The following is an 18,604-nucleotide window of genomic DNA, read 5'->3' as shown; positions in this document are numbered from 1 at the left end:
ATGAGTATCTGGTTGAATGCGATTATGGTAGGACGGCTTCCACGGTATATCCCGCTTTTCGCAATAATGAAATGACTCCATTGTCTCCGGATAAATGTCCGGCGCCAACTCCAAAAAAGGTAGGTTGTTCTTTGGAAAAGCTGCCAATTTTTGCAATCCATGTTTTATTGCGTTCGTCCAGCATTTTGTTTTGGTATTTAGCGGTCAATGTAGAGTCGTCTACCAATAAAAGATTGTAAAGGCCGTCTAGGTCTTTGTTTTCATAAAGACTCATCATTTCAGTAATGTTTGCTCTGTCGCTTGCCATATTGTCTTTAGCAGATTTTAGCAGTTCCTGAATTTGGTCTTCATAGGGAATTTCGTCAAACAATTGCATTTGCTGTTCAATGCTTTCCAATCCTTCAACGTCTTCTTTTTGATCTTTGGTAACGGCCATTAATTCGTTTTCAAAAGATTGAATAGGGCACCCCAGAAGTTTTGGATACAACATGGCACTTAAAAAGAAAGGTTTAATGTTTCCTAATAGATCTAGAGGCATTCCGGTTTGGGTTTTTATAAAATCTGAAAGGAGTTGGTAATCTGCTTCCGAAACATAATCCTTAATGGTTTTTCCGTCTTTCATGTACATTTCCTGCATCATTTTTGATTGTATTTCTGGATGGTCCATATCAATCTCTAGAACCAAAAGGGAAGTGTTGTCTAGGGCGGTTTTCACTGTTTGGTCCAATGAAGCATTACAGGTAATGTGGATGGTACCGAAAATATATGAAGGCGCTTCAAGGTCGTTTCCAGATATTTTCCAAAGCAAGGAGTTGTTGGTTTCCTGTGCAATTGTGATTGTTGAAATAAGAACTATTGCAGTGTTTAGAATGGTTCGGGAAAAAGATGTTAATGACATTTTTATTTAATATTAAAGTAGATTGGGGTTATTGTTTTTGGTGGAAATCTGTCAGGATTTTGTGAGCCCATTGGATTGCCTCAGATAAGGTATTAAAAATCTTGTAAGGTTTATCGAAAAAATTCTTTTCATATTCCGCGTTTTGGCGCATTATTCTGGTGTCTGTCACTATAGCAATACCTGCAAGATTGGGGATTTTTTCTGTTTCCACATAAGTTAATGGATCTACGGAGTAGGAGTTGACGCGATTGGATATATACACAAATTGTTTTCCCGTATAATGGGTTTCTACAATCTCGTTCAATCTTTCGTTATGTTTAGGGTGAATGTCGGCACCTTCCCTGATTTGCATGATCAAGAAATCATCAAATACCAGAATTTCGGCACTTGGAAAATCGTAATAATAAAACCTTCCCATAAAACTCTATTTAAAAGTTAAAGGGGCCTTTTGTTTTTGATAAAAAAAGCAACGCTAACCTAATTAAAGGGTCGCGTTGCCTAACACCAATCAACCAAATTATTATGAAACGTCCTAGCGGACATTTAAACTCCAATGGCGGTTAACCACTGAAGTTTTCGTTAAAGTTCTTCTGTAACCATATTGGCCTGGTTTCTGAAGACTAATCTGTCATCAAATGCGTCTAAAAGTACAACGCTATCGGTGGTGACCTTTCCAGAGAGAATCTCTTTGCTCAATTCGTTGAGCACCTCTTTTTGAATAACTCTCTTTACAGGTCTCGCCCCGTACTCTGGATTGTATCCTTTTTCAGCAAGATACTCAATGGCTTCTCTTGTGGCGTCAAAAGTAATACCTTGTTGGCCAATCATTTTTGTGAGTCCTTTTAACTGTAACTCTACAATTTCCAAAATATTTTCCTTGGATAAAGGCGTAAACATGATGGTTTCGTCTATTCTGTTTAAAAATTCGGGTCTTACTGTTTGTTTTAGTAAGGCCAACACGTCAATTTTGGCAGCTTCCATAGCGGAATCAATATCCTTGGTAGCTTCAAAACGCTCTTGTATGATCTGACTTCCCATATTGGAAGTCATAATGATGATTGTGTTTTTGAAATCTGCTAAACGCCCTTTGTTGTCCGTAAGGTGTCCTTCATCCAATACTTGTAACAAGATATTGAAAGTATCTGGGTGTGCCTTTTCAATTTCATCCAAAAGCACTACGGAATAAGGTTTGCGTCTTACAGCTTCTGTCAATTGTCCTCCTTCGTCGTAACCTACATATCCAGGAGGCGCTCCTACCAATCGGCTCACGGCATGACGTTCTTGGTATTCGCTCATGTCTATTCTAGTCATGGCGTTTTCATCATCAAAAAGATATTCGGCCAAGGCTTTTGCTAATTCGGTTTTACCTACACCAGTGGTTCCAAGGAATAGGAAGGTCCCAATTGGTTTTTTAGGGTTTTGCAAGCCTGCACGGCTTCTTCGCACGGCATCACTTACCGCCGTAATGGCTTCGTCTTGTCCTACTACACGTTTGTGAAGTTGGTCTTCCAATTTTAACAATTTTTCACGCTCACTTTGAAGCATTTTGGTAACAGGAATTCCTGTCCATTTGGCCACGACTTCTGCAATATCGTCATAGGTAACCTCTTCTTTAATTAAGGAGTTCTCGTTTTGATTTTCATGAAGCTCCTTTTGAAGTTTTTCGAGACGTTCCTGACTTTCCTTTATCTTTCCATAGCGAATTTCAGCAACTTTGCCGTAATCGCCATCACGCTCTGCACGTTCTGCATCCAGTTTATAATTTTCAATTTCAAGTTTAGTTGCTTGAATATTGTCTACAACATCTTTTTCGCTTTTCCACTTGGCATTGATTTCGTTTCGCTCTTCTTTCAAATTGGCCAATTCTGAGCGCAAGGAATTTAATTTTGCCTCATCTTTTTCACGTTTAATGGCTTCAATTTCAATTTCCAATTGCATGATTTTTCTATCCAAAACATCCAATTCTTCAGGTTTTGAATTGATTTCCATACGCAATTTGGAAGCAGCTTCGTCCATTAAGTCGATAGCCTTGTCTGGAAGGAATCTGTTGGTGATGTAACGTTCGGATAGCTCTACGGCACCAATAATTGCTTCGTCTTTGATGCGAACCTTATGATGGGTTTCGTATTTCTCTTTGATTCCTCTCAGTATAGAAATGGCACTTTCGGTATCGGGCTCATCTACCATTACTTTTTGGAAACGTCTTTCAAGAGCCTTGTCTTTTTCAAAATACTTTTGGTATTCGTCTAGGGTAGTGGCTCCAATGGCGCGCAATTCACCTCTAGCTAAAGCAGGTTTTAAAATATTGGCAGCGTCCATGGCACCTTGACCTCCTCCGGCGCCAACAAGGGTGTGTATTTCGTCTATAAATAGTACGATATCACCATCACTTTCGGTAACTTCTTTGATAACCGCTTTTAAGCGTTCTTCAAATTCACCTTTGTATTTGGCACCTGCAATAAGCGCACCCATGTCTAAGGCAAAAATCTGTTTGTCCACCAAATTTTCAGGAACGTCACCATCTACAATACGATGGGCGAGTCCTTCGGCAATGGCTGTTTTACCAGTACCTGGTTCCCCAACCAAAATTGGATTGTTTTTGGTACGTCTAGATAAAATTTGAAGAATTCTACGTATTTCTTCATCACGACCAATTACGGGATCCAGTTTTCCATCTTTGGCCAATTGATTTAAGTTTTTAGAATATTTGTTTAGCGAGTTATAGGTGTCCTCTTGACTTTGAGAAGTTACACGGTCGCCTTTTCGCAATTCGTTGATGCCTGCCGTTAGAGCTTTTTCAGTGACCCCTTGGTCCTTGAGCATTTGGGCTATTTTGCTATTGGATTTAAAAACAGCCAAGATTAAATGTTCAATGGATACAAAGTCGTCCTTCATTTTTTTTGCAATGATGGACGCTTCATTAAGTGTTTTTCCAGCTTCTCTGGACAACATAATGTCGCCTCCTGAAACCTTTGGAAAGCTCTCTAGTTGCTTATCCAATGCCTGTTGAAGGACAAGGGTGTTTACATTCAATTTTTTAAGAATGAATGGTAATACGTTTTCATCAACTTCAGAAATAGCTTTAAAAATGTGCTCGTTTTCAATTTGTTGATGACCAAAACCCTGGGCGAGCTGCTGTGCTTGCTGTATGGCTTCTTGTGACTTTATTGTATAATTATTTAAGTTCATAGTTTGATTTTCCTTTAATTTAGGAAGGCAAAGTCAAAAAGCTTACCACTTAAATAGATGAGACAAAATGTCGTTGTTTCGTGAAAACAGCATGACTTTTTGTCTGGGTTAGGGAGTTGTAAGGTAGGTTTTGGATTATTCTGTAAGTTACAAAAAAGTATTGTTTTTGTAACGGATTTTTTAATATTAATTATCTGAAAATCAGTTGTATTTATTCGTTTGTTGGTTGATTAACGTTAATTTATAATTCTTGATTAAAAAATAAATTAGTTTTACAACCTAAAATCAAAGTGCATGGGATTTATAAAGAAATTATTTGGAGGCAGTGAAATATCTGAAGAAAGTAAAGAAGTCAACACAATGCCTTGGTTAGGTTTGACTTCGGTTGAGCAACTCAATAAATTGAAGGTTGCTTCCGAAACAAAACCACAATTAATCTTTAAGCATTCCACGAGATGTGGAGTGAGTAGAATGGTAATGCGTCAATTTGAAGAGTCCTATGGTTTTTCCAATGAAGACTTTGATGTGTACTATTTAGATTTGCTAAATTATCGGGATGTATCCAATGTTATTGCAAGTATGTTTCAGGTGATGCATCAATCTCCACAATTACTTGTTATCAAAAATGGAGTGGTGGTAGCGCATGCTAGTCATGGGGCTATTTTGGATGTGGATTTGAAGAATTTCGTGTAGTATACTTTTTTCAAAAAAAAACAGCCCCTAATAACGAGGGGCTGCAGTTTGATTATCTATTTTAAAGGAGGCCAAAATATCCTTTAGCCTCAATTTTAAATCTTCTCCGGTGTCAAATACCATTTGCTCATTGCTAGGGAATGGAATGGCTTGATTACGGGTCAATTTTAAGTCATCTTTGGTCAAGGCACGTTTGTCTCCGCGATAGGTAGCATAGAAATGTTCAAAGATAAATCCACTATCTACAGGAAGTGTGCTTATTGTCTGTTGTGTTTTTAGGTCGGAGAACACGGCGTTTCCAAGAATTTGTGATGATTTGAATTGTTGAAATTCAAAAAGATCAGCTTTTACCTTGATGATTTTGTCCACTTTAATGTCATTACCAAGACTGTCTTTCATCACATTGCCGTTTTGATCTAATTGGTATTGCCATCCATCTACTATTTCTTGTTCTCTAGGAATTTGACGTTCCTTGACTTGTTCAGGAGAAATGTTAATGCGTTGCAATTGTAATTCCATGGCATAGTCGTATTGCAGACCTGAGATTCTGTTGGAGTGATAAGCAAGCCAAAACTGATTTAGACCATAGGTGTCAAAATTCAATAGATCTTGTTCCAATTGACGAGGGATAACTTGATTGGTATTATTTTTAATATTTACAATGACGTGTTCAATCCCTCTTTCATGCGCTTCCAAAAGTAATTCTCGAGTGTCTTCATAATTTGGGTGGATTCGCTCCACGTATGATAATACATTGTGGGCTTCCCTGATATCTGTTTTATAGTTGGATTCTAAAAGGGCTAGACCTCTTTCGTATAAATAATCGGCGGTTTTGTTTTTCCATTCAGAAATGGCATTGCTGTAATCCTGAAACTTAAAAGTGATGGTTTTGCCTTCAACTACCAATGGTAAAATTGGTTTAATGGCTTCCTGTCTTTTGTTGAGGTAGTTGTAAAGTTCATAGATTTCTGTATACAATTCTGGATTGTTATCTTTCTTAAGATGTTTAATTGTATTCAGGTCGCGTTCCTGTGCCTTGTGAAATGCCTCTTGTAGCATCATGGCATAATCCTGTTTGCGTTTAGAAGTCTTATTGGTTTCCAATTTTCGTAGCGCTTCAGTAATAGCTTGATTGTAATTGCCTGTGTTGATGGCGCGTTCAACCTGTTTTTTGCTACTACAGCTCATTGCTAGGGAAAGGATGATTGATAAGAGTAAAATTCGTTTCATAAGCATTCGTTTTAGGGGTGTATGTGTTGTAGATTCAAATTTAATGCCAAAAAAACACCCCCAATATCACTATTGAGGGCTGTAAGATGAATATTTTTGATTGGATTACTTTTTCTTTTTAGGTTCAAATACTGGAAGTAGCTGCGTGGATACTTCACCAAATCCAATACGGGTACCGTCTTTCTCGCAATATCCTCTCATGATTACGGTGTCATAGTCATTGATGAATTTACGCTCGGAACCGTCTTTCATTGTTAAAGGACGTTCTCCTCTCCAGGTCAATTCCAACATAGAACCAAAAGAGTCTTCGGTTGGTCCCGAAATGGTGCCGCTTCCCATTAGGTCTCCAGAATTCACTGGGCAACCGTTAATGGTGTGGTGGGCCAATTGCTGGGCCATGTTCCAATACATGTATTTAAAATTGGATTTGCTCACAATGGTTTCTTTTGCCGATTTTGGCTTAAGGGATACTTCCAAGTTGATATCGTAACTCTTTTTGCCTTTATATTGTAAATATGGCAATTGTGGTTTTTCTGGTTTTGGTCCTTGAACTCGGTATGGTTCCAAGGCATCCAAAGTCACAATCCAAGGAGAAATAGAAGAAGCAAAGTTCTTCGCCAAAAAAGGTCCTAGTGGCACGTATTCCCATTTTTGAATATCGCGGGCAGACCAGTCGTTCAACAATACCAATCCAAAGATGTATTCTTCTGCTTCTTCAATTGGAATAGGTTCTCCAAGGTCGTTAGCATCGGTAGTGATGAAAGCCATTTCCAACTCAAAATCTACTAATTTGGATGGTCCAAACACTGGGGTTTCGCTTTCTGCTGGAAGGGTTTGTCCTTGTGGTCTGTGTACAGGGATTCCCGACGGGATGATGGAAGAACTTCTTCCATGGTAACCAACAGGAATGTGAAGCCAGTTAGGCATCAAGGCATTATCTGCTCCTCTAAACATAGTTCCCACATTGGTAGCGTGTTCCAAGCTAGAGTAAAAATCGGTATAGTCTCCAATTTCAACAGGCAATTGCATTTCAATTTCGTCCAAACGAAACAGTACAATTTCTTTATGTTGTTTGTTGTTTTTTAAAGTGGTGTTATTACTGTCAAAGATTTGAGCGATACGGTTACGTACGGCACGCCATGTTTTTCTTCCGTCGGCTATAAAGTCGTTTAGGGTATCTTGAAGGAATATATCGTCGGTTAATGGAATGCCATCAAAATAGCCTAACTGATGCAGTGCTCCCAAGTCTATGGCAGTATCTCCAATTCGGGTTCCTATAGTAATGATGTCGTCACGTGTAAGAAACACCCCAAAAGGTATGTTTTGGATGGGGAAATCTGAGTTCTTTCCTACGTGCAGCCATGATGTTCTATCTGGATTATTTGCTGATAAAGGCATAAAAGTCTTAGAGATTAATGGTTTAATAAATTCTAGTCAAACCTACATAATTTTTTCGTTCTAATTGAAAAAAATGCCGAAAAAGTAGCTTGATTTCTAAGGGTTAATAAAAATTAGAGGCTAAGGCGGTAAATATCTGTTTTTTGAACTTCTATACTCATGGGATTTATTATTTTTGATAAATTTTTAACTAAACTAATTTTTATGCTACGTGATCAACAAATTTTTGAGCTCATAGAAGACGAAAGAGAAAGACAATTGGAAGGTTTGGAGTTAATTGCTTCCGAGAATTTTGTAAGTGAACAAGTAATGGAAGCTGCAGGTTCTGTATTGACCAATAAATATGCCGAAGGATACCCAGGAAAACGTTATTACGGAGGGTGCGAAGTGGTTGATCAAATAGAGCAAATTGCCATAGACCGTGCCAAAACATTATTTGGAGCTGCCTACGCAAACGTGCAGCCACACTCAGGAAGTCAAGCTAACACTGCAGTTTTTGCATCTTGTTTGAAGCCTGGAGACAAAATATTAGGTTTCGATTTATCTCATGGAGGGCACTTAACACATGGGTCTCCAGTGAACTTCTCAGGGAAATTATACAATCCTGTGTTTTATGGGGTAGATCAAGAAACTGGCGTTTTGAACTATGATAAAATCCAAGAGATTGCCACTAAAGAGCAGCCTAAACTTATTATAGCGGGAGCTTCTGCTTATTCCCGTGATATGGACTTTAAAAAGTTCCGTGAAATTGCCGATAGCGTAGGTGCTATTTTAATGGCCGATATTTCTCACCCAGCAGGTTTGATAGCCAAAGGAATCTTGAACGATCCAATCCCTCACTGTCATATTGTAACTACCACTACTCACAAAACTCTAAGAGGACCTAGAGGAGGGATGATTTTAATGGGAGAGGATTTTGACAATCCATTTGGATTGACCTTGAAAAATGGAAGCTTGCGTAAAATGTCATCGTTGTTGGATTCTGCTGTATTCCCAGGAAATCAAGGAGGACCATTAGAGCACATCATTGCGGCTAAAGCAATTGCCTTTGGAGAGGCGCTTACTGATGACTTTATGCATTATGTTTTACAAGTAAAAAAGAACGCTGCAGCTATGGCTGAGGCTTTTGTAGCAAAAGGATATAACATCATTTCCGGAGGAACAGATAACCACATGATGTTAATTGATCTTCGCAATAAAAAAATTACTGGAAAAGAGGCTGAGGAAGCTTTGGTAAAAGCTGATATTACAGTAAATAAGAATATGGTGCCTTTTGATGACAAGTCTCCTTTTGTAACCTCAGGTATCAGAGTAGGTGCTGCTGCCGTTACCACGAGAGGTTTGAAAGAAGCTGATATGGAAGTCATCGTAACCTTGATTGATGAGGTTATTACAAACTATGAAAACGAAACTGTGCTGGAAGAAGTCGCTGTTAAAGTGAACAACATGATGAAGGATAGAGCTTTGTTTAACTAGAGCTTTACTGTTTCAAAATTATTGCTAAAAAAATAGAATTGAAATGATCTGTTAGCAAAACGGATTCATATTAAATAAGCCTAGAACCCCTAGTATAAGTGCGGCATCACCGATGAGTACTTTATAGGGGTTTATTTTTTTTGAAAGGGTGAAAAGCGCATCACCTATCCCTGGGATTTTTGAAAGTTGTTGCGGGAGTAACAATATCCCACAGGCTATCCCTACAATTGCGAATATGATGCAATTGAATTTGAAAATAAACATGATTCCAATTGCTAAGGTTAGTACACCAATTAGTGGGCTTAGTGGTTGTAACTTGGCAGCAATATTGACGAAAAAATTACTATCCCCGTCCAATCGGTCCAAAGTGGTGATGGCAAGCATGATACCGGCACAGATACAGGCAATTTCAAAAATAAGATAGATCATAACAGAACCCAGATTAATAGTTGTGTTATAAAATTAGGTAAATTTTAATTACCTAAATACGCATTTGGGAAACTAATCTTAATTTTCTTCAAATGTAATGTGTTGATATGCGCCTAGATCGGGAGTGCCAGTCCGGTCATTGTTCAATAGGTCTGTTGGCACTTGGTTGGCATAAAATGCATTCCCTTGATTGTTTGCCGCAGAATCTTCCCCGATTATTAAATCGTTTTCAAAAGGCGCTCTAAAATCAGGGGATTCATTAAAGATATTGTTCTCGTACAGAAGCGTATTGTCAAAATCATAATTGTCTCCAGAAAAGAAATTCGTGTTATCCTGAAATCTTAACAAACAGTTGGTGAACTTAAAATTGAAGACTTCGCCACTTTCTTCTTGGTCCAAAAGAAATTCGGGGTTGTCATTGCCATAAATGATGCAATTGTTGAAGTTGGCTTCATCCAAGTCGTTGGTATAGATGTTCTGTTCTTCATCAACCACATAGTTATTGAGCAATACAGAAGGAAATTGCCTAAAACTGTTACCCCAATAATTGGCAATTGTACAATGTGTGAAGTTGTATTTTCCGCCATAGGTCCCCGCAAAAGAGGATTGTCCCGAGTTATTGATAACCACGTTTTGCGCTCCAATAGAAGTAGCTCTTCCCAAAACACCAAAGTTACTGGAGTTGTAAATTTGGGTATTTGCAAGGTTTAGTTTGTTGTTTGCTTCGTATTGGTTTCCTTCACTTAAAACACCAATGGTTGCATTTTTTATGGTGGCGTAATTAATAGAGTTATTGGTGCTTCCGTTGTATAGCCAAATCGTTCCCCATTGCCCAGGAACATCTTCATATAAAGGTTCTAGACGATCCCCTTGAAAAATAACTTCGTTTTCCAAAAGTTCCTGATCATTACTGAAGGCTCCATTTATTTGCAAAGAAGCATTGTTAGTTACCAATAAGCCCGAATTGGCATGAAAGTGCACGCGTGCGCCAGCTTCAACAGTAAGTGTATTACCGCTGTTAACTCCTGCGTAACCGTAAATAACATAAGGTTTTTCGTTGGTAAAGGTCAATTCTTCATCGGTTAAAAAGCGCCCTTGAAGATTGGTTTCGTCATCAATGCCATCGCCATCCACATCAAACGTTAGTGTTTCAACAATTCCGGTAGTTTCATCTTTACTAGGATAGATGAAGACCGCATCTTGTATAAGGGTTACCAATTCTACTTTTTGAAAATTGCTACCGCTGTCAAATTCTATGGCATCGGTGTATAAAAAATGGTTGTTGGCTGCCGCAAAGGTTTCTATGTCTACAGTAGTTTCTATAAAAATGTACATACTGTCCTTTGCCAATAATTCTACATCCTGAAACTCTTTTCCGGAAAGGCCATCAACATTCAAGCGGTAATTGGAAGTTTCTCCTTGTCCTAAACGCAGGGTAGGGATGACAATATCTTTAGAGCTTCGGTTGTATACTTTAAGGTTATAGGTGCTTGAACCAATATTTGTGAAAACGGTATCAAGATATACGGTGTCTTTGGAGAATTGTAATTGTCCTGTACTTGGTTCGAAATCAAAATCGTTTCTGCAGGAACTCCAGGTCATTAAAATTGATAGCGCAAAAATAAAGTAGCCTAGTTTCTTCATAGATAAAATACTGTGGTGCTTTTGAGCGATAAAAGTATGATTTTTTGCACGAATGCATAGTATCAACGAAAGTATTTTAAAGTTGTTGTTTTTTAAGTTAAGGTTTGGTTTCCTGTAATAGTTTGGAAAAGCTGTCGCCATGTTTTAATAGGGCATCCAAAAGGAGAAAATTATTGTTGCTTTTAAGTAAGTATTTAGGAATGCTTTGAACCGATAGATATTCCAGAAACAGATATTTCTTCTCCAAGGGAATCTGTAATTCTTTCATTAGAAAGTTGTCATTGAAATAGGTGCTCGTGGAAAATAGTCTGTAGAAATCCTCATACGAAGCATATCGAATAATAGGAATGTCCTTTTTTCTTTTATTTAGCTTTCCAAATAGTTTTCCTAAAGCAATAAAATCCATAGAAGGGTTATAAGAGTTACTATATTTAAAAGGATTATTCTTTCTGTCTGTCTCTAATTGTTTTATGAAGTTAGATTGAAATTTTGTTGAGTCAAAGAGCTTTTCCCTTTCATCAATTATGATAATTTCGTCTAAGGTGTTGGTGAATTTTTTGAGTTCAATGACTATGGTTTCTTTAAAGTGATTGGGTTTTAAAACCAGTTGCTGACTTTCATGGAATAAGGAATGGAATGTTAAAGTGTCGCCTGGAGTAGCTTCTACATTGAAGTCGCCATTGTCATCGGTATAGGTAAAGTGATTTTTATTGATGTTAATGATTTTGGCTCCTTTTACGGTGGTTTCAGCATCGTATACTTTGCCTTTTAAGGTTTGGGAAGAAGCAAGATTGGAGGAAAGAATGCAAATAAGCATAAAGATTCTAAACATATTTTGATTGGTTGGTTTTCAATCAAAATAAGAGAATAGTTAAGAGGGAAAATGGCTTCTTAAGAAACTTTAACAGCGGTTTTAACCTTTGTTTAAGTAAAGAGGTTTTCAATTTCAGCAGTTATTCTGCAAGGGCGATTGGTACTTTTGGAAATCAAACACCAATTGGCTTCCGAAGTCACTAGTAGCTTGGACGTTGTATGGTTATAAATTTCGACAATTCTTGTAGAGATGACACCTTCTGATTTCGCGATATATGTTTTTAACCTGATGGATTCTCCTAAAAAGGCAGGTAATTTATATTCTATAGTGTGTTTTATCAATACCCAAAAATACTGATCTTTTATTTCTTGAGTAGCTCCCGCATCCCAATGTTGGGCGGCAACATCTTGAACCCATTGTACATACCTCACATTGTTGACATGGTTTAGTTGGTCCAGATCATCTTCTGTTACGGTAATTATGGTTTCAAAGGTTTTCATTGCTCAATTCGTTAGAGCGCAAAAGTAGCCTTTATTGCTTGCTTCTAAAAATATATAAGGGTTTATCGATGAAATGTCAAAAGCGGAACTTGCTATTATTTTTCAATGATTTCAACCTCAAATAATTTGTTCCAACGTTTTCCTGTTACAAAAAGTGTTTTGGTCTCAGGATTGTAGGCTATCCCATTTAGGACATCAAGACCTGGGTGTTGTTTCACTTTATTATGAAGAGGGGAGAAGTCAATAACGCCTTCTACAGCGCCATTTTCAGGATTGATGATGGTAACGCCGTTATATTGGTAGTTGTTGGCGTAGATTTTTCCATCAATCCATTCCAGTTCGTTAAGGTTGATAATTTTTCCTTTATCTCTATACACTTGAATGTGGTCTTTTTCCTGAAGTGTATTCGGGTCCAATATCCAGATGTTTTCGGTACCGTCACTTTTATAAATTACCTTACTATCATTACATAATCCCCAACCTTCTTTGCTCTGGCCATAGGTGAAGGTGCTTATTTTTTCAAAAGAGTCTAATTGATATACAAAACCGGTATTTTCACGCCAGGTCAATTGAAAGATTTTATCATTCATAATGGTCATGCCTTCACCGAAGTACTGTCTTTCCAAATCGGTGTTTTGCAATACTTCCCCCGTTTTATAGTCTACTTTTCGCAATTTAGATTCGTTGTATTGCCCAGTACTTTCATAAAGGTAGCCATCATGAAATTCGAGACCTTGGGTGTAGGAGGTAATATCGTGAGGATATTCGTTGATGATATTAAAGGTATATAATTTGGGTTTTTGGTTGTTCAAAATGGTGATACGGGTAGAAACTTCATCAGTACCATCTTCCGTTACGATGGAAGCCAATATTTTGTGTACACCAAGTTTTACGTCTTCCACTTTAAATTCGTTTGGGATGGTTTGGTCTCCCAATTTGTAGCTCACAGAGGTTACTTCGACGTTTTTTGGATTTTTCAACGACAGTTTTAATGTCTCTCCAAGGGTAATTATGTTCTTTTTGGCACTAGTTTCAATAGAAAAACTATTTTTTTTGGTTTCAGAATTGCTTCCGCAAGACCATAAAACAAACGCTAAAAAGGTGATTGATAAAAGTTTATATGTGGCTGTCATTTCAATATGTTTTTAAGGCAATTTATCTAATAAAATTCAGTTTAAAAAATCATTGCAGAACAATTAAAAGATTGTATCTTTGCAGCGGCAAGTCCTACACAACCAGCTCCTGCTGAACCCTCCAGGGCGGGAACGCAGCAAAGGTACGCGGTCGTAGCGGTGTGATGTAGGTAGCTTGCCTTTTTTTATGGCATAAACTGAACCTTTTTACTTAAAAAAAGGTAATCTAAATACAAGGATTTGTTACTGGTTTGTAACAAATCCTTTTTGTTTTGTGCACTTCCCAAATTCATTCTTATTTTTACGGCTTAAGTTTTTATACCATTATAATGTCTAAAGTTGTGCTCATTACCGGAGGGTCTTCCGGAATAGGGAAATCCATAGGGGAATTTTTAATGTCAAAGGGATACCAGGTGTACGGTACCAGTAGAAATCCAGATCGCTATGCCAACAGTAAGTTTCCGCTTATTGCTTTGGATGTTTCCAATTTGGAAACCATTTCAAGGGCTGTTGCCCATGTTATAGAGAAAGAAGGAAAGTTGGACGTATTGGTAAATAATGCGGGAGCTGGAATTACGGGACCTATCGAAGAAATCCCGGATACAGAAATCAAACGTAATTTTGAAACCAATTTTTTTGGACCTATTAATGTGATCAAGGCCGTGTTGCCACAGATGCGCAAACAAAATTCAGGATTGATTGTAAATGTAACCTCTATTGCGGGCTATATGGGATTGCCTTACCGAGGCATTTACAGTGCCAGTAAAGGTGCTTTGGAATTGGTGACAGAGGCTTTTAGAATGGAGCTTAAAGATTTCAATATTAAAATGACCAATGTGGCTCCAGGTGATTTTGCCACCAATATTGCCGCAGGAAGGTTTCATGCACCTGTTTTGGAAGAATCTCCATACAAGGAACCTTACGGAAATACCTTAAAATTGATGGATGCCCATGTAGATGAAGGAAAAGACCCGATGCTTATGGCTAAAGCCATCCAGAAAATCATAGAAAATCCTAATCCTAAAATCCATTATAAAGTGGGGGAGTTCATGCAGAAATTTTCTATTGTTTTAAAGCGAATTTTGCCTGATAAAGTTTACGAAAAACTACTGCTAAATCATTATAAATTGTAATTTTGCGAGAGATTTAATAATCAACTTTAAATAAACAATAAACATGAAATTTTTTATAGACACAGCTAATTTAGATCAAATTAGAGAGGCACAGGAATTAGGTATTTTAGATGGTGTAACAACCAACCCTTCATTAATGGCCAAAGAAGGTATTACAGGTGTTGACAACATTATGAAGCACTATGTGGATATCTGCAATATTGTTGATGGGGATGTAAGTGCCGAAGTAATTTCTACAGATTTTGAAGGAATGGTAAGAGAAGGTGAGGCTTTAGCTGAGTTACACGACCAAATCGTAATCAAATTGCCAATGATTAAAGACGGAATCAAGGCTTGTAAATATTTTAGCGATAAAGGAATTAAAACAAACGTAACTTTGGTGTTCTCTCCAGGGCAAGCGTTATTGGCTGCTAAAGCGGGAGCAACCTATGTGTCTCCGTTTATTGGTCGTTTGGACGATATTTCTACAGATGGTTTGAACCTTATTGCTGAAATCCGTCAGATTTTTGATAACTATGGTTTCGAAACTGAAATTTTAGCGGCTTCTGTGCGTCACACAATGCACGTGATTGACTGTGCTAAACTTGGTGCAGACGTAATGACTGGTCCATTAAGCGCTATTACAGGTTTGTTGAGCCATCCATTGACTGATATAGGTCTTGAGAAGTTTTTAGCTGACTATAAAAAAGGAAACTAAGAATACTCCATAGATAAATAAAAAAGCTCCTAAAGAAATTTAGGAGCTTTTTTTTATGCTATAATTGAACCTTTTCTCTTTTATTTTTGGGCAACTAACTTTTCAAAATTGCTCTGAAATTCTTCACTGTATAAACTGTTCTTGGATGAGATGATTTGGCCTGAGCCATCAACCAAGAAAATGGTGTATACAGAGTTTGTAATTAAAGTTTTGATTCCTTCATTTAAGTTCTCAAAACGATATTCATTTTGTGGAGTAAACTTAGTACGTTTCAAAGTATTTTTCCAGTACATATTGTTTTCATCGTTAATATTTATAGCGATAATGTTTAGGTCTGGATATTTGTCCTGTAACTTCTTGGTTCTATAATAAAGGTTTTTGTGATTTAGATCGAAGTTGGAAGACCAAAAGTAAATGATGGTAGGCTTGTCTATTAAAGATTTCAAGCTATGTGGTTCGTCATTGAAATTGATCAAAGTAAGATCTGGAATTGGCTGCCCAGGTTTCAATCGGTTCAATTTGTCTACCACAGTCTTAATATCCTTTTTATCAATGTCACTGGTGGTTTTTTGTAAATAGGAGGCTAACAACTGATTGGTTTCAGAGGGTGTGTCCGTCATATAAAGGGATTCCCTAACATTCATTTTCAATAAATAGTTTTTGATGGGATCCACGTTTACCAAACTATCGATTAGTTCCAATTTTTTCAGATTGTAGTTTAAGGATTGTCTATCAAAATACTTATGCTGATCAGTGTTTTTGTAATAGGAGCTAAGGGCTAAATTGTTAAAATGTGCCAACAGAAAACGATTGTAAGTGGCACATTCCCTTAAGTCTTTAAAATTATAGTTAATATCCTTTCTAAAATCGTAGAAGTGTTCTGGTAAATCTTTGTAATGCACCAATTTGCTGTCGCCAAAATAACCAAAAGGATAGGCTTCTTTATAGAAGTAAGTATTGTAGTTAATGTTGGCCTCTGCTATATTTTTAAAGAAATCGGAGGAGGGATGCTTTTCCAAAAACTCATTGAGGTGAGCCAATTTTTCTTCCTTTTTGGTATTTAAATAGCTTTCAAATTCTTCTGGAGGCATCTGGAAGAACTCTTTTTTGTGCATATCCTCATTTTCATCTTCCAAAAATGATTTAATAAGGTAGTTGTTCTTTTTTGAACCAATTCCTGTAAATACCAATGACTCGTCAAAATCCAAGGTGTTTAGCCTAAGCATGATGCTGTCCTGAGGTTCCAAAAGTACCAATTGATATTCACCTCCATGCAAAAAGGCATATAGACCAGATTCTACATGGTCTATTTTTTTGAAGAACCTGTTTTCTTCATCCAAATACATGGTATCTACTTGACCTTCTTCTAAGTGGAGGGTTACATAATTTTTCTTAGGATTGATAATTTCCCCTCCAAAATATGCATAGTCTTCGGGAGCCAATGTGGTATCCATACATCCCGTAAAAAACACTGATACTATAAGGGGTATTATGTAAAACTTCATAGCGGTAACTTAATGTAGGCTGGTTATGGTCATAAACAAAAATAGACTAACAATTCTATTTCTCTTGTTAAGGCGCTGTTAAAAGTTATGTAGTCCTAGGCTTTCAAAGGCTTTGTGCCGTCAAAAAAGGAATAGATGTTTCATCTTGTGGATTCATTTGTCTACTTTTGCAAAAAATTAAAACAAATTATTATGCTATCAGTTTCTAATCTTTCAGTTCAGTTTGGTAAACGAATTCTATTCGACGAGGTAAATACAACCTTCGCCCAAGGGAACTGTTACGGTATTATTGGAGCAAACGGAGCAGGAAAGTCTACGTTTTTAAGGATATTATCTGGGAAAATGGATCCAACTTCTGGACATGTGCATTTGGAACCAGGAAAACGTATGAGTGTGTTGGAACAAAACCACAACTTGTATGATGAGCATACCGTGTTGGAAACCATCATCATGGGGAACAAACCTTTATATAATTTAAAGACCCAAATTGATGCTTTGTATGCCGATTATACCGATGAGAATGCCGAGAAAATTGGAGAGCTTCAGGTGCAGTTTGAAGAAATGAATGGTTGGAATGCCGATAGTGATGCCGCTGCCATGCTTTCAAACTTAGGGATCAAGGAAGATTTGCATTATATGTTGATGAAGGATTTGGATGGTAAGCAAAAGGTACGTGTGCTTTTGGCACAGGCCCTTTTTGGAAATCCAGATGTATTGATCATGGATGAGCCTACCAACGACCTGGATTATGAAACTATTTCTTGGTTGGAAAACTTCTTGGCAGATTATAACAACTGTGTCATTGTGGTATCTCACGACCGTCACTTCTTGGATGCGGTTTGTACTCATATTTCTGATATCGATTTTGGAAAAATCACTCACTATTCAGGAAACTATACGTTCTGGTATGAGTCTTCTCAGCTAGCAGCTAGACAAAGAGCGCAACAAAACAAGAAGGCTGAGGAAAAGAAAAAGGAATTGGAAGAGTTTATCCGTCGTTTTTCTGCCAACGTTGCCAAATCCAAACAGGCAACCAGTAGAAAGAAAATGATTGACAAGTTGAATATTTCTGAAATCAAGCCTTCAAGCCGACGTTATCCTGCCATTATTTTTGAGCGTGATAGAGAAGCTGGAGATCAAATTTTGAATATTGAAAACCTATCGGCTTCCCAAGATGGCGATTTGTTGTTCCAAAATGTGGATATCAATTTGGCAAAAGGCGATAAAGTTGTGGTATATTCTAAAGATTCCAGAGCAACCACTGCGTTCTACCAAATCCTCAATGGGAAAATGGAAGCGGATTCTGGAAGCTATGCTTGGGGGGTAACCACTTCCCAGTCTTATTTGCCGTTGGATAACAGCGAATATTTTGAGAATAAATTGAGTCTTGTGGATTGGTTACGTCAATGGGCAACAACCGAAGAGGAGAGAGAAGAGGTATACATTAGAGGTTTCCTTGGAAAGATGATTTTCAGTGGGGAAGAAGCTCTGAAGACTGCAGATGTTTTATCTGGAGGAGAAAAAGTACGTTGTATGCTAAGTAGAATGATGATGATGAGAGCCAACGTATTAATGCTTGATGAGCCAACAAACCACTTGGATTTGGAAAGTATTACTGCTTTCAACAATTCACTTAAAAACTTTAAAGGAACTGTATTGTTCACTACTCATGACCACGAGTTCGCCCAAACAGTAGCAAACCGAGTGATTGAGTTGACTCCAAATGGAATTATTGATAGATACTTAACGTTTGATGAGTACATGAGCGATAAAAAAATAAAGGAGCAAAGAGAAAAAATGTATGCTATTGAAGCCTAGTTTTTCAATTTGAACACATAAAAAAAAGCCTGAGATTTTCTCAGGCT

Annotated in this window: 16 protein-coding genes and 1 other RNA gene; 6 read left to right on the top strand and 11 right to left on the bottom strand. The window is 37.5% G+C overall.

The genetic code is table 11. The annotated features are described in order from the left end of the window. Positions 1-22: 22 nt before the first annotated feature. The 3 genes from BKM32_RS15830 to clpB form a co-directional block, all read right to left on the bottom strand. Positions 23-898: a TraB/GumN family protein gene (locus tag BKM32_RS15830; protein ID WP_076665173.1), complete on the bottom strand. Its 876-nt coding sequence runs from the start codon at positions 896-898 to the stop codon at positions 23-25. A gap of 28 nt (positions 899-926) precedes the next feature. Then, positions 927-1,316, bottom strand: coding sequence for a hypothetical protein (locus tag BKM32_RS15825; protein ID WP_076665171.1), 390 nt, complete (start codon positions 1,314-1,316; stop codon positions 927-929). A gap of 161 nt (positions 1,317-1,477) precedes the next feature. Beyond that, the gene (gene clpB, locus BKM32_RS15820; protein WP_076665169.1) at positions 1,478-4,087 is read right to left on the bottom strand and encodes an ATP-dependent chaperone ClpB; all 2,610 of its coding nucleotides are present in this window, start codon (positions 4,085-4,087) and stop codon (positions 1,478-1,480) included. A 294-nt stretch (positions 4,088-4,381) separates the two neighbouring features. Between clpB and ytxJ the strand changes: the two genes are divergently transcribed. After that, positions 4,382-4,780, top strand: a complete 399-nt coding sequence (gene ytxJ, locus BKM32_RS15815) for a bacillithiol system redox-active protein YtxJ (RefSeq protein ID WP_076665167.1) — start codon at positions 4,382-4,384, stop codon at positions 4,778-4,780. Positions 4,781-4,807: 27 nt separating this feature from the next. Here the strand turns inward: ytxJ and BKM32_RS15810 are convergent, their stop codons facing one another. Beyond that, positions 4,808-6,010 (bottom strand): hypothetical protein, encoded by a 1,203-nt coding sequence (locus tag BKM32_RS15810; protein ID WP_076665318.1) that lies wholly within the window; start codon positions 6,008-6,010, stop codon positions 4,808-4,810. Positions 6,011-6,115: 105 nt separating this feature from the next. After that, positions 6,116-7,408: a fumarylacetoacetase gene (fahA, locus tag BKM32_RS15805; protein ID WP_076665166.1), complete on the bottom strand. Its 1,293-nt coding sequence runs from the start codon at positions 7,406-7,408 to the stop codon at positions 6,116-6,118. 204 nt (positions 7,409-7,612) lie between these two features. On the opposite strand from fahA, the gene glyA reads away from it, so the two are divergent. Further along, the gene (gene glyA, locus BKM32_RS15800) at positions 7,613-8,884 is read left to right on the top strand and encodes a serine hydroxymethyltransferase (RefSeq protein ID WP_076665314.1); all 1,272 of its coding nucleotides are present in this window, start codon (positions 7,613-7,615) and stop codon (positions 8,882-8,884) included. A 51-nt stretch (positions 8,885-8,935) separates the two neighbouring features. Here glyA and BKM32_RS15795 read toward each other — a convergent pair whose 3' ends face one another. From BKM32_RS15795 to BKM32_RS15775, 5 genes are all read right to left on the bottom strand, one after another. Next, positions 8,936-9,313, bottom strand: coding sequence for a hypothetical protein (locus tag BKM32_RS15795; protein WP_076665163.1), 378 nt, complete (start codon positions 9,311-9,313; stop codon positions 8,936-8,938). 78 nt (positions 9,314-9,391) lie between these two features. After that, positions 9,392-10,957: a hypothetical protein gene (locus tag BKM32_RS15790; protein ID WP_076665160.1), complete on the bottom strand. Its 1,566-nt coding sequence runs from the start codon at positions 10,955-10,957 to the stop codon at positions 9,392-9,394. A gap of 97 nt (positions 10,958-11,054) precedes the next feature. After that, entirely contained in the window at positions 11,055-11,789 is a 735-nt protein-coding gene (locus BKM32_RS15785; RefSeq protein WP_076665157.1) for a carboxypeptidase-like regulatory domain-containing protein, read from the bottom strand. Between the two features lie 92 nt (positions 11,790-11,881). Further along, positions 11,882-12,271, bottom strand: a complete 390-nt coding sequence (locus BKM32_RS15780) for a thioesterase family protein (RefSeq protein ID WP_076665155.1) — start codon at positions 12,269-12,271, stop codon at positions 11,882-11,884. Between the two features lie 95 nt (positions 12,272-12,366). Then, entirely contained in the window at positions 12,367-13,404 is a 1,038-nt protein-coding gene (locus tag BKM32_RS15775) for a glutaminyl-peptide cyclotransferase (RefSeq protein ID WP_076665153.1), read from the bottom strand. A gap of 85 nt (positions 13,405-13,489) precedes the next feature. On the opposite strand from BKM32_RS15775, the gene ffs reads away from it, so the two are divergent. From ffs to fsa, 3 genes are all read left to right on the top strand, one after another. Next, positions 13,490-13,588: signal recognition particle sRNA small type (gene ffs, locus BKM32_RS15770), an RNA gene on the top strand. A gap of 145 nt (positions 13,589-13,733) precedes the next feature. Then, entirely contained in the window at positions 13,734-14,537 is an 804-nt protein-coding gene (locus tag BKM32_RS15765; protein ID WP_076665150.1) for an SDR family oxidoreductase, read from the top strand. A gap of 43 nt (positions 14,538-14,580) precedes the next feature. Beyond that, positions 14,581-15,234 carry a fructose-6-phosphate aldolase gene (fsa, locus tag BKM32_RS15760; protein ID WP_053977618.1) on the top strand — a complete coding sequence of 218 codons (654 nt, stop codon included), beginning with the start codon at positions 14,581-14,583 and terminating at the stop codon, positions 15,232-15,234. An 80-nt stretch (positions 15,235-15,314) separates the two neighbouring features. Here fsa and BKM32_RS15755 read toward each other — a convergent pair whose 3' ends face one another. Next, positions 15,315-16,739 carry a hypothetical protein gene (locus tag BKM32_RS15755; RefSeq protein ID WP_123812150.1) on the bottom strand — a complete coding sequence of 475 codons (1,425 nt, stop codon included), beginning with the start codon at positions 16,737-16,739 and terminating at the stop codon, positions 15,315-15,317. Positions 16,740-16,931: 192 nt separating this feature from the next. On the opposite strand from BKM32_RS15755, the gene BKM32_RS15750 reads away from it, so the two are divergent. Beyond that, complete coding sequence (locus BKM32_RS15750) at positions 16,932-18,557, top strand: ABC-F family ATP-binding cassette domain-containing protein (RefSeq protein ID WP_053978069.1); 1,626 nt, start codon at positions 16,932-16,934, stop codon at positions 18,555-18,557. Positions 18,558-18,604: the final 47 nt, after the last annotated feature.

The sequence above is a fragment of the Mangrovimonas sp. DI 80 genome, assembly GCF_001975575.1.
GTDB classification, from domain to species: Bacteria; Bacteroidota; Bacteroidia; order Flavobacteriales; family Flavobacteriaceae; genus Mangrovimonas_A; species Mangrovimonas_A xylaniphaga.
Note: the sequence above shows the minus strand (reverse complement) of the source record. Positions and strands in the feature narration are given on the sequence as shown.

Excerpts from the sequence above, each read along its gene's own strand:
- BKM32_RS15830 (WP_076665173.1), bottom strand. The coding sequence starts at position 898 with ATGTCATTAACATCTTTTTCCCGAACCATTCTAAACACTGCAATAGTT.
- BKM32_RS15825 (WP_076665171.1), bottom strand. The coding sequence starts at position 1,316 with ATGGGAAGGTTTTATTATTACGATTTTCCAAGTGCCGAAATTCTGGTA.
- clpB (WP_076665169.1), bottom strand. The coding sequence starts at position 4,087 with ATGAACTTAAATAATTATACAATAAAGTCACAAGAAGCCATACAGCAA.
- ytxJ (WP_076665167.1), top strand. The coding sequence starts at position 4,382 with ATGGGATTTATAAAGAAATTATTTGGAGGCAGTGAAATATCTGAAGAA.
- BKM32_RS15810 (WP_076665318.1), bottom strand. The coding sequence starts at position 6,010 with ATGAAACGAATTTTACTCTTATCAATCATCCTTTCCCTAGCAATGAGC.
- fahA (WP_076665166.1), bottom strand. The coding sequence starts at position 7,408 with ATGCCTTTATCAGCAAATAATCCAGATAGAACATCATGGCTGCACGTA.
- glyA (WP_076665314.1), top strand. The coding sequence starts at position 7,613 with ATGCTACGTGATCAACAAATTTTTGAGCTCATAGAAGACGAAAGAGAA.
- BKM32_RS15795 (WP_076665163.1), bottom strand. The coding sequence starts at position 9,313 with ATGATCTATCTTATTTTTGAAATTGCCTGTATCTGTGCCGGTATCATG.
- BKM32_RS15790 (WP_076665160.1), bottom strand. The coding sequence starts at position 10,957 with ATGAAGAAACTAGGCTACTTTATTTTTGCGCTATCAATTTTAATGACC.
- BKM32_RS15785 (WP_076665157.1), bottom strand. The coding sequence starts at position 11,789 with ATGTTTAGAATCTTTATGCTTATTTGCATTCTTTCCTCCAATCTTGCT.
- BKM32_RS15780 (WP_076665155.1), bottom strand. The coding sequence starts at position 12,271 with ATGAAAACCTTTGAAACCATAATTACCGTAACAGAAGATGATCTGGAC.
- BKM32_RS15775 (WP_076665153.1), bottom strand. The coding sequence starts at position 13,404 with ATGACAGCCACATATAAACTTTTATCAATCACCTTTTTAGCGTTTGTT.
- BKM32_RS15765 (WP_076665150.1), top strand. The coding sequence starts at position 13,734 with ATGTCTAAAGTTGTGCTCATTACCGGAGGGTCTTCCGGAATAGGGAAA.
- fsa (WP_053977618.1), top strand. The coding sequence starts at position 14,581 with ATGAAATTTTTTATAGACACAGCTAATTTAGATCAAATTAGAGAGGCA.
- BKM32_RS15755 (WP_123812150.1), bottom strand. The coding sequence starts at position 16,739 with ATGAAGTTTTACATAATACCCCTTATAGTATCAGTGTTTTTTACGGGA.
- BKM32_RS15750 (WP_053978069.1), top strand. The coding sequence starts at position 16,932 with ATGCTATCAGTTTCTAATCTTTCAGTTCAGTTTGGTAAACGAATTCTA.